This is a genomic window from Azospirillum endophyticum, assembly GCF_016595245.1.
Lineage (GTDB): Bacteria > Pseudomonadota > Alphaproteobacteria > Azospirillales > Azospirillaceae > Azospirillum > Azospirillum endophyticum.
Genome location: NZ_JAENHM010000025.1, coordinates 240,946 through 254,733 on the forward strand (window position 1 = coordinate 240,946; position 13,788 = coordinate 254,733).

Annotated in this window: 10 protein-coding genes; 2 read left to right on the plus strand and 8 right to left on the minus strand. The window is 66.5% G+C overall.

The features are described 5' to 3' along the window. Window positions 1–65: 65 nt before the first annotated feature. The 4 genes from JHL17_RS08215 to JHL17_RS08230 form a co-directional block, all read right to left on the minus strand. Window positions 66–1,514 (minus strand): sensor domain-containing diguanylate cyclase, encoded by a 1,449-nt coding sequence (locus tag JHL17_RS08215; protein WP_200191900.1) that lies wholly within the window; start codon window positions 1,512–1,514, stop codon window positions 66–68. 50 nt (window positions 1,515–1,564) lie between these two features. After that, window positions 1,565–3,187: an ABC transporter substrate-binding protein gene (locus JHL17_RS08220; RefSeq protein WP_200191901.1), complete on the minus strand. Its 1,623-nt coding sequence runs from the start codon at window positions 3,185–3,187 to the stop codon at window positions 1,565–1,567. After that, window positions 3,188–5,875 (minus strand): sensor histidine kinase, encoded by a 2,688-nt coding sequence (locus JHL17_RS08225; protein ID WP_200191903.1) that lies wholly within the window; start codon window positions 5,873–5,875, stop codon window positions 3,188–3,190. Window positions 5,876–6,106: 231 nt separating this feature from the next. Further along, window positions 6,107–7,078, minus strand: coding sequence for a choline ABC transporter substrate-binding protein (locus tag JHL17_RS08230; protein WP_200191905.1), 972 nt, complete (start codon window positions 7,076–7,078; stop codon window positions 6,107–6,109). Between the two features lie 165 nt (window positions 7,079–7,243). Between JHL17_RS08230 and betI the strand changes: the two genes are divergently transcribed. Further along, window positions 7,244–7,819 (plus strand): transcriptional regulator BetI, encoded by a 576-nt coding sequence (betI, locus tag JHL17_RS08235; protein ID WP_200191907.1) that lies wholly within the window; start codon window positions 7,244–7,246, stop codon window positions 7,817–7,819. A 2-nt stretch (window positions 7,820–7,821) separates the two neighbouring features. Here the strand turns inward: betI and JHL17_RS08240 are convergent, their stop codons facing one another. The 4 genes from JHL17_RS08240 to JHL17_RS08255 all read right to left on the minus strand — a co-directional run bounded on the left by JHL17_RS08240 (window position 7,822) and on the right by JHL17_RS08255 (window position 12,221). Beyond that, complete coding sequence (locus JHL17_RS08240; RefSeq protein ID WP_200191909.1) at window positions 7,822–8,745, minus strand: ABC transporter permease; 924 nt, start codon at window positions 8,743–8,745, stop codon at window positions 7,822–7,824. Further along, window positions 8,738–9,919, minus strand: a complete 1,182-nt coding sequence (locus JHL17_RS08245) for a quaternary amine ABC transporter ATP-binding protein (protein WP_200191911.1) — start codon at window positions 9,917–9,919, stop codon at window positions 8,738–8,740. The genes JHL17_RS08240 and JHL17_RS08245 overlap by 8 nt, the downstream gene beginning before the upstream one ends. A gap of 255 nt (window positions 9,920–10,174) precedes the next feature. Then, complete coding sequence (locus tag JHL17_RS08250) at window positions 10,175–11,356, minus strand: acetyl-CoA C-acyltransferase family protein (RefSeq protein WP_200191913.1); 1,182 nt, start codon at window positions 11,354–11,356, stop codon at window positions 10,175–10,177. Between the two features lie 61 nt (window positions 11,357–11,417). Further along, window positions 11,418–12,221, minus strand: a complete 804-nt coding sequence (locus tag JHL17_RS08255) for an enoyl-CoA hydratase/isomerase family protein (protein ID WP_200191915.1) — start codon at window positions 12,219–12,221, stop codon at window positions 11,418–11,420. A 273-nt stretch (window positions 12,222–12,494) separates the two neighbouring features. Here JHL17_RS08255 and JHL17_RS08260 point away from each other — a divergent pair, with 273 nt between their 5' ends. Further along, window positions 12,495–13,742, plus strand: coding sequence for an MFS transporter (locus JHL17_RS08260; RefSeq protein ID WP_200191917.1), 1,248 nt, complete (start codon window positions 12,495–12,497; stop codon window positions 13,740–13,742). Window positions 13,743–13,788: the final 46 nt, after the last annotated feature.

The window sequence follows — 13,788 nt, forward strand, 5'->3', positions numbered from 1 at the left end:
GTCCGGCGACCGGATCCGGGTTCCGAAACCAGTCCGGTATCACCCGATCCGGTCTTGTGCCCGCCTCAGGTCGCCTCGACCCGGTTCCGCCCAAGCGCCTTGGCACGATAGAGCGCCTGATCGGCCCGGCCCAGCACGCTTTCGACCGAATCCCCCGGCGGGCGGAGCTGGGTCAGGCCGAAACTCCCGGTCAACCGGAAATGCCTGCCGTCGGCCAGCGTGATCGTCAGCCTGGCCAAGCCGTCGCGCAGACGCTCCGCGATCACCGCACCGTCGGCATGGGATGTCCCCGGCAGCAGGATGGCGAACTCCTCCCCGCCGATCCGGCCGATATGGTCGGTGGCACGCAGATGGCTGCGGATCTCCTCCACCGCCCTGCGGATGGCGACGTCGCCGGCCGCATGGCCGAGTTCGTCGTTGATGCGCTTGAAATGGTCGATGTCGAGCATGACGAGACAGGCCGCGCCGCCATCCTGACGACTGTCCGGAGCGAGCCCCTGCCCGGAGAGCAGCCGTTCCAGAAGGTCCAGGATATGGCGGCGATTGTAGGCGCCGCTCAACGGATCCGTGGTGGCGAGGCGATGCAGTTCGTGCTCCATCCGCCGCCGCTCGGTTATGTCGGTGGCGATGCCGATCACTCCCGCGGCCTCGCCGCCCGGCGTGGCCAGGGGACGCTTGATCACCAGCAGCTCGCGCCTGTCTCCGCCCTCCCCTTCCACGCTGGTCTCGAAGGAGACGGTATCCATGCCGGCCGGGACCTGCCCGGATTCGGTTCCGTCGATCGCTTGCCGGTCGGTGGTTTGATGATCGAAGGTCCAATCGCTCCCGTCGTCGGCATTCGGAAACAGCTCGCGGAAGGCACGGTTGCACAGGGCGTAGCGGCCGGCGGCGTCCCTGTACCAGACCGGACTCGGCATCAGTTCCACCAGGTTTTCGATGAAGCGGCGCTGCTCGTCGGCCACTGCGGTCTGGCGCTCCAGCTCCGCCGTGCGCTCGGCGACGCGGCGTTCCAAAGACTGGTTCAACGTCTCGATGGTGACGAGATCGCACCAGCCGCGCACGGCGCCCACCAGGCTGGTGAACAGCTTCTGGGCGGTCAGTTCCGCCTTGCTCTTATAGTCGTTGATGTCGTAGGCGACGATGGCTTCCCGCTCCGGCGCCTGTCCGGGCTGGCCGGTGCGCAGGATGATGCGGATGTGCCGGTTTCCCAGGTCGCGCCGAATGTAATGGACCAGACGCAGCCCGGCGTCCTGGGTCTCCATCACCACGTCGAGCAGAACCACCGGCACGTCGGAGCGCTGTGCCAGGATCGCCCGCGCCTCCGCCGCCGAAAAGGCGCTGATGACTGCGAAGTGGCGGCCATCGAACTCGAAATCGTTCAACAGGACGCGCGTCATGGCGTGCACCTGTTCGTCGTCGTCGACCACCAGGATCGGCCAAGGGACCGCGGTCTTCGACGGCCTTTCCAGCTGCGGTCCGGTTTCGTCGCCGAACAGCAGGTCATCCGGAGACATGTCGCTTCCGATCGTTGCATTCCCAGATGAGACATTCATATCCGTTTTACTCACTGGGTTTCGATATCGACGCCTGAGAAATTCTGATTGAACAGATTATTCGTATATTTCTTGACTTCTTTGCGATGCGCCACGGCGATAATGGAATTTGCGATGGGGAACCATGGTATTTCCTGATGAAAAATGCGCTGTGCTTCTCGATAATGCGCAGCACGACGTTCCGGATCGCTGATGATCTTGGCCTTCGTAATCTGGTCTTCGAAATCCGGATTGCACCATCTCGCGATATTGGCGCCACCTGGACGCACGGCGCCGCAGTTCAGCAGAAAATACAGGAAGTTGTCGGGATCGCCGTTATCGCCGGTCCAGCCATAGATCACCATGTCCTGCTCGCCCTGCGTCACCTGACGGCGGTAGTTGCCCCAGCTTTCCGTCTTCAACGTGACCTTGATTCCCACGCGCTCCAGGTTCTCCCGTATCATTTCGGCGGCGCGCTTGCCGTTGGGCAGGTAGGGGCGCGTGACCGGCGTGTACCAGAGATCGAGGGTGAAGCCTTCAGGATAGCCAGCCTCGGTCAACAGGCTACGGGCGGTGCCGGGGTCGAAGGGATAGTCCTCGATGCCGTCATCATAGGACCACATGCCGGGCGGGATCGGGTTCTTCGCCGGCCGTCCCCCGTTCTGATAGACGGCATCGACCAGTGTGCGCTTGTCGATCGCCAGAGTTATGGCCCGCCTGACGCGCAAATCGTCCAGCGGCGGCTTGCGCGTGTTGAACGCCATATAAGCGACATTCTGCCCGTCGCGCTGCTCGATCACCAGATTGGGGTCCTTCTCGATGACTCCCAATTCGGCCGGGTTGGGAAATATCATCACATGGCATTCCCCGGACCGCAGCTTGTTCAAGCGCACCGCGATGTTCGGAGTGATCGAGTAGATCAGATTGTCCAGCGGCTGGCGCCCCCGCCAATACCCGTCGAACGCCTTGTAGCGGATCGCCATGTCCTTCTGGTAGGACACCAAGCGAAACGGTCCCGTGCCGATGGGCATCTCGTCGAACAGGGTCGGCCGGCCGCTCTTCATCAACGAGTCGGCATATTCGGCGGACTGAATCGAGAGGAAGGGCATGGCCAGATCAGCCAGGAAGGGGGATTCCGGGCGATTGAGGGTGATGCGGACCCTGTGGTCGTCCAGCTTCTCCACCGACTTCAATAGGTCCGGCAGCCCCATGTCCCTGAAGTAGTCATAAGTCGCAGGTCCGATATTGTGATAGGGATGATCGCTTGCCCGTTGTCGCTCTATGGTGAACAGAACGTCGTCGGCATTGAAAAAGCGCGTTGGAACGAAAATCTCGTTCGAATGAAACGCTACGGACCGACGCAGATAGAAATCATACACCAACCCATCTTCCGAGATCGTATAGGATTCAGCCAGACCGGAGTTCGCGATCTGGCCATTGGGGCCGAATTCGACCAGATTATTGAAGATCGGCGTTATCGCATTCACGCTTGTTCCGGAAGTCGAGACTTGGGCGTTGAAGCTTTGGGGGTTTCCTTCGGTGCAGTAGACGAGCGACTTCTCGGCATGCGCGGAGCCAGAGATTCCTGCAAACCAGAAAAGAACAGCCAGACCCTTTGCAAGACTCCGGGGTAAGGTCTTTAAAGGCAAAGGCATCTACTGCTCCTGCGGGGCCGGCACTCCGGTCGGCGCTGCTATGTTATCAGTAGCAAATCGCCGTGGAAAGCGAATGGTGAAGCGAACCCCGGCGCCGGGAAGACTATCCACCGCAACCTTGCCCCCCAGGCGGTTAACCACAAGGTTGTAAACAATGTGCAGTCCCAGCCCGGTGCTGCCGATACCGCGCCGGGTTGTGAAGAACGGGTCGAACACGCGCGCCAGATCGGCCGCCGCAATCCCTTTGCCGTCGTCGGTATAGACCAGCTTCACCATGTCCGGACTTGGGGCCGTGGCCGCGATCAGCAGTCGGCCCTGCTGCCCTTCGCAATAGCCGTGGATGACCGAGTTCATCACCAGGTTCGTCAGGATCTGCGCCAGCACGCCGGGATAACCGTCGATCTCGATGACGCCCGGGCACTCCACCCTCAGACTGTGGCCGGCCCGGCGCCAGGAGGGGCTGAGGCTGGTCACCAGATCCTCCAGATAGGGCTTCAACAGGAAAAGCCGCCCTTCTCCGCTGGTCTGGTCGGCGGCAACCTGCTTGAAGCTCTGCACCAACTCGCCGGCCTGTCGCAGATTCAGCACCATCAGCCGTGCCACCTCATCCGCCGTCGCATGGAAATCCGCGAAATCGCCCCGGCGCAGGGTCCCTTTGCCAGCCAGCCGTCCGATCGCGGTCAGCCGGTCCTGCAGATGGGTGGCGCCCATCAGGGCATTGCCGAGCGGCGTATTGATCTCGTGAGCCACTCCGGCGACCAGCCCACCCAAGGAAGCCAACTTTTCCGCCTGGATCAGCTCGGCCTGCGTCTGGCGCAGATCCTCCAGGGCATTGTCGGCGCGCTCCTTCGCTTGGCGGGCCGCCTGTTCCCGCCGGCCGATCTCTTGGATGAAGAAGGCGGCGGCGCGGGCCATCGCGCCGAATTCATCCTGGCGACGGGTGCCGTCGATCGGGCCTGCCAGCGGGTCCTCCGCCAGCCGTGTCATCTGCCGCTGCAGGCGCAGCACCGGCCGGCTGATCGACCGTGCCACCACCGCTGCGGCGCCGCCGCCCAGCAGCAGGCCGATGGTCGCACCGATGATCAGGATGCGGGTCAGCAACTCGCCGATCCGTGCAGCCTCGTCACGGAACGTCTCGTCCAACTGACGGGCCGTTTCGACCAGGGTACCGGCATCACGGTCCATGGCGATCAGCAGCTGGTTCAAGCGGCGCAACCCTGCCGCCGTCCGGCCCAGACTGTCGCGCCAGTTGCGGATGGCCGACAGCACCTCGTCCTGCAACAGCGGCGACATCGGGAGGCCGCGCACCGTCGCCAGCAGGGTTCCGGCATCGGCGACGATGCGGTCGGCTTCCTCGGCGTCGCGTACGGCCACCGCCCCGGCCGCCCGCCGTCCCAGGCGCAAGGCGACGACGGCGACGTTCTGCGTCTCCTGCTCCGTGTCGTTGGCCTGGATGGCGTAGGCGATCAGTTGGACCACCTCGTCCTGGATCGCGGTGTAGCCGGTGGACTTCACCATCAGAATTCGGGCGGTCAACTCTTCGATGGCCGATGCCGCCGCCGCGCTGGCGCTCTGGGAAGCCTCGAGCGCCCGCTGCGCCGCGGTGGTGCGGACCTGAGCCCGATACAACGCCTCAAGCGGTGAACGCAGCGAGGGCAGCAGAGAGGAGAGATAGGTCACGTCGGGTTGGCGGTCCAGCGTTCCGGTCAGGACCAGGGCCCGCACCACCGGCAGCGTCCGGATGACCTGTTCCGCCAGCATCCTTTCTCCCAGGGGTCCTGCCGCGCCTCCGCTACGGGCCGCATCGTCGCCCCCCTGGGCCGCCGCTTGTGTCGCCGTTTCGAAGCGGTCCAGAGCGGCACCGCGTTCGCCCTGCGCCGCGCGCAGCTCGGCCACCGCTCCCCAGAGTTCGGCGACGTTGCCCGCATAGCGGGCGGCGGCTTCCTTCGCCGGATACCGGTCGACCAGCGGATCCGTTCGCCCCAGGGCGGCCTGGAGCCGGTCGGCCTTCGCCGCCAGCCGGTCGGTGGCGATGCGGAAATCGCCGACGGTCAAGGGGCGACCGCTCCCGATCGATCCGCTACCGAAGCCGAGGGCGGCAACATGCTGGGCTTCCGCACGCTGCAGGTCCAGCATCGCCTCCCGAAGCTCATGGGCACCGTCGACGACGTCCCGGCTGTCGCGCAGGCGCCGGTCGGCTTCGGTCAGCGACCCCAGGGAATCGACATTGGCGGCATGTTGCCGTTCGCGGGCACGGTCGGTCAGCGCCATCAGGGTGGCGGCATGCAGGCCCATGTCCGCGACGGCGGCGTCGTTCGCCGCAGTCACCTGGATGAAGCTGCGCATCTGGTCGTTGTAGCGCTCCAATACCGCGGTCGCGCGTTCGACCTCCGGACGGTGGGCGCCGGCCGATCCCGCCCCGTCAAGCTGCCGCAATTCCGACGCCGCCGATTCCGCCATCTTTTCGAAGCGGTCGGCACGGCCGGCGCGGTCGTCCGCAGCCACCTGGAGATAGTCGATGCGCGCAGCCGTCGCCGCCAGCACATCGCGATAGACGGAACCGGCGAGCACCGCCGACTCATAAACCCGCTCGCTCCGGGCCAGCAGAAGCCCGCCGGCGACGGTGATCACCGCAGCGACTGCAACCGGAATTCCCCCGACCACGGCGATGCGCGAGCGAATCCTCATATCCGCCCCGCCGTGCCGTCACCCGCGCGGGCTGCCCGGACCGGGCGCAGGGACGGGGTCCAGCATCGGAACAGGGCTGATGAACGATCCGACACGACTGCTCCGCGCTCAGGACACAAATGGGCCTTAGCAGAGCAACAAACGGGCGCAAAGGGATAAATCCACATAAAAGAAAGTGGTAGCGCGAAGGGGGCGCATCGGCGCCCCGCTCCGCCCGGTCCGGTCGCCCGGTCAGGACTTGGACGTGACCCCGAGCTTCGTCTGCACGGCCGCCAGCCCGTCCTTGCCGTCGAAGGTGGTGACGCCGGACAGCCAGCTCTTCAGCACCTCCGGATTCTTCTTCAGCCAGGCCTTGGCGGCGGCGTCCGGCTTTTTGTTGCCGTTCATGATGTCGTCCATCACGGCATTTTCCATGGCCAGCGTGAAGGACAGGTTGGACAGCAGCTTGCCCACATTCGGGCATTCCCCGGCATAGCCCTTGCGCATGTTGGTGGAAACGGTGGCGCCGCCCAAATTGGGACCGAACCAGTCGTCACCGCCTTCGAGATAGGTCAACTCGAAGCTCTTGTTCATCGGGTGCGGCTCCCAGCCCAGGAAGACCACCCAGCCCTTGTTGCGCGTGGTGCGCTTCACCTCGGCCAGCATGCCGGCCTCGCTGGATTCCACCAGCTTGAAGTCCTTCAGGCCGAAGGCGTCGGCCTTCAGCATCTTGTCGATGATGAGGTTCCCGTCGTTGCCGGCCTCGATGCCGTAGATCTTGCCGCCCAGCTTGTCCTTGAACTTCGCGATGTCGGCGAAAGTCTTCAACCCGGCCTCGGCCGCGTATTTCGGCACCGCCAGCGTGTATTTGGCGCCTTCCAGGTTGACACGCGTCACTTCGACCGAGCCGTCCTCCAGAACCGGTTTGACGAAGGGTTCCATCGTCGGCATCCAGTTGCCGAGGAAGACGTCCAGCGACTTGGTCTTCAGGCCGGTGTAGACCAGCGGCACCGATGACATGGTGGTGGTCGGCTTGTAGCCCAGCGCGTCCAGCGTGACCGAGGCGAGGGCCGTCGTCGCCGCGATGTCGGTCCATCCCACGTCGCCGAAACGCACCGACTTGCAGGATGCCGGATCGGCGGCCATCGCTCCGCCGGCCCCCATCGCCGTGACGAGCACTGGGACGGCCGCCATCGTCCTGGCCAGGGTCTTCCATCCACTCATGTCGCAAACTCCTGTTTCTTGTTGTTCGGTTCGCCCGGTCCGCTTCCGCGGCTCTGCCGTTTTCGTCATCGACGGAGCGGCGAAAATGGCGCATTTGTTGCGGCGCAAGCCAAGGTCCCGGTTGCAGGCGGCCTTGGCGGAACTGGACAGGAGACCGCGAGCCCCATGCCCAAAGTCGGAATGGAACCGATCCGCCGCCGCCAGTTGATCGATGCGACCATCGCCTCGATGGGCGAGCATGGCTTGGCCGACACCACGGTCCAGACGATCAGCCGCGGGGCCGGCGTATCGCCCGGCATCATCCATCACTATTTCGGCGGCAAGGACGAGTTGCTGACCGCCACCATGCGCAGCATGCTGCAACAGCTGCGCGACGACGCGACCCAGCGGCTGGCGACGGCCGACTCGCCGCGCGCCCGGCTGGAGGCGATCGTCGACTGCAACTTCGCCCCCGGCCAGTTCGAGCCGCGGGTGGTCGCGGCCTGGCTCGGCTTCTGGGCACAGGCACCGCACAATCCGGCACTGTCCCGGCTGCAGCGGATCAATGCCCGACGGCTGCATTCCAACCTGCTGCACGCCCTGCGCGCCCTGCTGCCGCCGGAACGGGCGGAGCGGGTTGCCGTCGGGCTTGCGGCGATGATCGACGGGCTGTGGCTGCGCTTCGCCCTGACCGGTGCCATCGACGGCAGCGCGGCACGCGCGGTGGCGCTCGGCTACCTCGATTCCGAACTGAGCGCCTGACCTCACCGCCGCCACCAGCGCCGCCTGGCCGTTCCGGCGGTGGCCCGGCGGCGGCGATCGGGGCCGAAACCCCGGCCGAAGCTCTGCGTGATGCGGTCGAGGACGACGGCCAGCAGGACGACGGCCAGCCCGCTCTGCACGCCGAGCCCGATGTCCAGGCGCTGGATGCCCTGCAACACCACGTTGCCCAGCCCGCCGGCGCCGATCATCGAAGCGACGACGATCATCGACAGCGCCATCATCATGGTCTGGTTTACCCCGGCCATGATCGACGGCAAGGCGTTGGGAAGCTGAATCTTGAACAGAAGCTGGTGGCCGCGGCAGCCGAAGGCGCGGCCGGCCTCCACCAACTCCGCCGGGACCTGCCGGATGCCCAGAGCCGTCAGGCGCACGGCCGGCGGCATGGCGAAGACCACGGTGGCGATGATGCCCGGCACCCGCCCCAGCCCGAAGAACAGAACCGCCGGGATCAGGTAGACGAAGGCCGGCATCGTCTGCATCAGGTCGAGCAGGGTCTTGCCCACCCCGTCGGCGATCTTGCTGCGTGCCATCCAGATGCCGAGCGGCACCCCGCCGATCAGGCTGAGCGCGGTGGAGGCCAGAACGAGCCCGAGGGTGGAGACCGTCGGTTCCCACAGCCCCATCACGAAGATGCCGCAGAGCGACACCAGCGTGAACAAGGCGAACCCGCGCCCGACCCGCCAGAGGGCGACCGTCGACAGCACCAGCGCCAGCAGCCAGGGCGGCACTCCGAGCAGCAGTCCGTCCAGCGCCTCGCCCAGCCCGTCGACCGCGGCGGCGATGAGGGTCAGTGCCGGCTGCCCATGGTCGAGAATCGCCGTCACCAGCCATTCGGAACCGCGGGCGATACCGCCGCCGATGGTCTCGCTCAGCCAGTCGATGTCGAGGATGGCGGCGTCAGCCATGCCGCGCCTCGCGTCCGGCATCCTCGCCGCGGTCGAGCGCCGCCAGCAGCGCCGCCCGGGAAATCACGCCGACGAAGCGGCCATCCGCCTCCACCACCGGCAGCGGACAGGGCGCCGCGGCGACCCGGCCGAGAATCGCCGGGATCGGCGTGTCGGCCGCCACCGGCTCCAGCCCGAACAGGGCCGAGGCGCCATCGCCGGCGAGTACGCCGCGAAAATGGCCCGCCGCATCGACGCGGTAGCGGAACCGTGCAGGTTCGCCGGCAGTCCCGTCATCCGGCGGCCGGGCGAGATCGCGGGCCCGCAGCACGCGCGAGGCATCGACGCCGCGGAAGAAGGCGCGGACATAGTCGTTGGCCGGTGCGCGCAGGATCTCCGCCGGGCTGCCGATCTGGACGATCCGTCCGTCCTGCATCACCGCGATGCGGTCGGCGATCCGCATCGCCTCCTCCGCATCGTGGGAGATGAAGACGATGGTGCGGGCATCCTCGCGCTGGAGCCGCAGAAGCTCTTCCTGCATGTCGCCGCGAATCAGCGGATCAAGCGCCGAGAAGGCCTCGTCCATCAGCATGATCGTCGGATTCTTGGCGAGCGCGCGGGCCAGGCCGACACGCTGCTGCATCCCGCCCGACAGCTCGTCCGGGTAGCGGTCGGCATAGTCGGCCAGCCCCACCCGCGCCAGCGCCGCCAGTGCCATTTCCCGTCGCTCCCTGCGCTTCACCCCGGCGACCTCGAGCCCGAAGGCGGCGTTCTCCAAGGCGGTGCGGTTGGGCAGCAGGGCGAAGGACTGGAAGACCATGCTCATGTCCCGCCGCAGCACATCGACGAGCTCGGAGTACGACAGCCCGGTCAGATCGCGGCCGTCCAGCCGGATTTCTCCCTCGGACGGTTCGATCAGGCGGTTCAGCAGCCGGACGATGGTCGATTTGCCCGACCCCGACAGGCCCATGATGACGAAGATCTCGCCGGCCCGGATCTCGAAGCCGGCCTCCGCCACGCCGACATTGACGTTCAGCCGCTGCAGCACTTCCGCCTTGGTCGCCCCGCGCCGCAGCATCTCCAGCGCCGGACGCGGATCGTCGGCGAAGACCTTGCGCAGTCCGCGGACCGCCAGACGCACCTGTCCCGTCCTCGTCGAAGACGAGCCGGTGGGCGTGGGCAGGATCGTCGTCATGGGCAAGGCTTCCGGAACGCAACGGAACGGGGTGAAGGCAATCGCGCCGTAGATTGCCCCGAGACGAGGGGTTCGGTCGATAGCTGCGTTCACGAATGCTGCATTTTGATGGCGCCGTTGCGCGATTGGCCGCACCCTGCGGCCATTTTATTTTGATTGATCGTTCAATGAAAAATATTCCCGGAAGTTTGGGCAGGGGCGGTATTGCTTGCCCTCACCCAAACTCCAGCCGTGATCATCGGGCGCGAACGCGCGTCACACCCGCTCGAAGATGGCGGCGATGCCCTGGCCGCCGCCGATGCACATGGTCACGAGCGCATAGCGACCGCCGGTGCGGTGCAGTTCGTGGATCGCCTTCACCGTGATGATGGCGCCGGTCGCCCCCACCGGATGGCCGAGCGAGATGCCGGACCCGTTGGGATTCACCTTGGCAGGATCGAAGTCCAGTTCGCGGATCACGGCGCAGGCCTGGGCGGCGAAGGCCTCGTTGGATTCGATCACATCCAGGTCGCCGACCGACAGGCCGGTCCGCTCGAGCAGCTTGCGGGTCGCCGGGATCGGGCCGATGCCCATGTAGTCGGGCTCGACGCCGGCATGGGCATAACCGACGAGGCGGGCCAGCGGCTTCAGCCCCAGCGCCTCGGCACGGCGAGCATCGGCCAGCACCACCGCGGCGGCGCCGTCATTCAGGCCCGACGCGTTGCCGGCGGTCACCGATCCATCCTTCTTGAACACCGGCTTCATCTTCGCCAGCCCTTCCGGGGTGACGTCTGCGCGCACATGCTCGTCGGTGTCGAAGACGATCGTGCCCTTGCGCGAGGCGATCTCCACCGGGACGATCTGGTCCTTGAACCGGCCCTCGGCGATGGCGTGGGCGGCGCGGCGCTGGCTTTCCAGCGCCAGGGCGTCCTGCGCCTCGCGGTCGATGCCGTAGCGGGCGGCGACGTTCTCCGCCGTCACGCCCATGTGAATCTTCTGCCAGGGGTCGTGCAGGATGCCGTTCATGTAGTCGACCAGCGCCCCGTCGCCCAGCCGGGTGCCCCAACGGGCGCTCGGCACGAAATAGGGGCCGCGGCTCATCGATTCCGCGCCGCCGCCGATGGCGATCTCGCAGTCGCCCAGAGCGATGGACTGGGCAGCCGAAACGATGGCCTGCAGGCCGGAGCCGCACAGCCGATTGACGTTGAAGGCCGGCACCCCGATGGGAATGCCGGCATCGACGGCAGCGACGCGGCTGAGATAGGCGTCGTTGGTGTCCGTCGGAATGACGTTGCCCATCACCACATGGCCGACGGCGTCGGCCTCGGTGCCGGATCGCTCCAGCGCCGCCTTGACCGCCACGGTGGCGAGCCGGGTCAGCGGCACATCCTTCAGGCTGCCGCCGAAGCCGCCGATGGCGGTGCGGGCGGCGCCGACGATGACGATGTCGTTCTGCATGATGAATCCACTTCTCGGGCGGAGGTGACGGTCGGCGACTGGAGGGTCAGCGGCCGGAGGGTCAGCGGCCGGTGAAGTCCGGCCTGCGCTTGGCGATGAAGGCGCCGACGCCCTCGACGAAATCGTCGGTGGCGGCGGTCGCCAGGAAACGGTCGCGCTCGGCGTCGAGCTGCTCGCCCAGCGTCCGGTCGAAGGACTGCCGCATCAGGTGGCGGATGCCGGCATAGGCGATGGTGGGACCGGCCGCGAGGCGTCCGGCCAGCTTCGCCGTCTCTTCGGCCAGCGACGCGGCCGGGACCACCCGGTTGACCAAGCCGATCCGCAAAGCCTCGGCGGCGTCGATCACCTCGGACAGCATCGCCAGTTCCATGGCACGGCGCAGCCCGACGAGACGCGGCAAGTGGAAGCTTCCGGACCCGTCCGGCGTTGCGCCGATGCGGGCATAAGCCATGGTGAATTTCGCATCGTCGCCGGCGATGCAGAGGTCGGCGGCGCTGGCGAGGCTCATCCCCGCCCCCGCCACCGGCCCATGGACGGAGGCCAGCACCGGCACGTCCAGCCGATCGAGGAGTCGCAGGGCCTCATGCAGCGGGGCGATGATGGCGCCGGCCACCGCGGGAGCCGCGGCCGGATCGTCGTTGAAACGGCCGACATCGCCGCCGGCCATGAAGCCGCGCCCGTTGCCGGCGATCACCAGCACCCGCGTCGGTCCCTGCCCGCCTTCGTCGGCGACGCTGCGGCAGGCATCCAGGAAAGCCGCGGCCGTCGGTTCGTCCAGCGCGTTCAACACACCGGGGCGGTTCAGCCGGATCCAGGACACGGCCCCCTCGCGGACGAGCAGGACCGGTGGGGCGGTGTCGGACATCGTGGCGTCTCCCTGGTCATTGGTTAATAGCCAGACATTACCTGGCGGAAGGTATGTTACCGAACGGTACGATGTGTCAATGGTCGGGTTGACCAAATGGTAAGGCGCGCTGGTGGGATCGTCCGTGATGACGGAGCGAATCCATGGCTTGGCTGTTGGACTTCGGACAGCGCAAGCTGCCGTACGAGCATGAACAGCCGGAGTTTCGCCATGCATCATCGGATTTCGACCGGCCTGCCGGCCCGGACAGGCTGACGGCGGCGGAGGTTCGGCATGCCACCGGTCGTGCGTGCGGTCGCTTCGCTTCTGCTGGGCGTGGCCTTTCTGATGTTGGGGAACGGTGCCCTGTCGACTTTGATCGGGCTTCGCCTGGCGGCGACGGAATCCGGCGCGACGGCGGTCGGGATGATCACTGCGGCTTATTACGCCGGGCTGACCCTGGGGTCGCTCTATGCGCATCGGATCATCACCCGCGTCGGCCACATCAGGTCCTTCGCCGCCTTCGCCTCCATCGTCTCGGTCGCCGCATTGTCGCATGCGCTGTTCGCCGATCCGCCGTTATGGGCCGTGCTTCGCCTGACTCAGGGCTTCTGCATGGCAGGGCTCTACATGTGCATCGAAAGCTGGCTGAACGGCACCGCCACCAACGAAAGCCGCGGACAGCTGCTGTCGGCCTATATGGTGACGCTGTATGGGGCGTCCGGCGTCGGGCAGCAGCTGCTTCGCCTGGACGACGAGACCGGCGTGCAGCTCTTCATGATCGTGTCGATCCTGTTGACGCTGGCCCTGGTGCCGGTCGCTCTGACGCGGACCACGCCGCCGCAATTGCCGAACGTCTCCTCCTTCGGCATCCGGCGGCTCTACCAAAGCTCGCCGCTGGGGGTGGCGGGAGTCTTCATCAGCGGCTCGATCACCGGCTCGATCTATGGGCTGGCTCCGGTGTTCGGTGCCGCGTCCGGCTTCGGGGTGTCGGGCACGGCGCTGTTCATGTCGGTGCTGATCCTCGGCGGGATGGCGCTGCAATGGCCGCTCGGCCGGTTGTCCGACCGGTTCGACCGGCGCAGCGTCATCATCGGCCTGTCGGCAGCGCTGTCGCTGACCAGCCTGGGCATGATCGCCGCCGCCGGGATGGAGCAGCCGTTGGTTCTGATGCTGGTGGCGCCACTGTTCGGCGGCCTGTCCTTTACCATCTATCCGGTCTGCCTTGCCCATACCAACGACTACGTCCGCCGGGAGGACATGGTGTCGGCCAGCGGCGGCCTCATCCTGGCCAACTCGGTCGGTGCGATCATCGGGCCGCCGGCGGCGTCGGCACTGATGACCGTGATCGGGCCGGCCGGGTTGTTCAGCTTCATTGCCGGCGGCGCGCTGTGCGCCACCCTCTATGGTTTGTGGCGGACTCGCGTCCGTCCGCCTCTGCCCGCCGAGGCCCAGGCCGCCTTCCGTCCGCTGCCCCAGACCACGCCGACCGTCTCTCCGCTCGATCCCATGAGCGCGCTGAAGTCGCCGATGGCCCGGTGAGGGACGACCGGACGGCATTTTTCAGGGGTGATTTTCAGGAATGCTC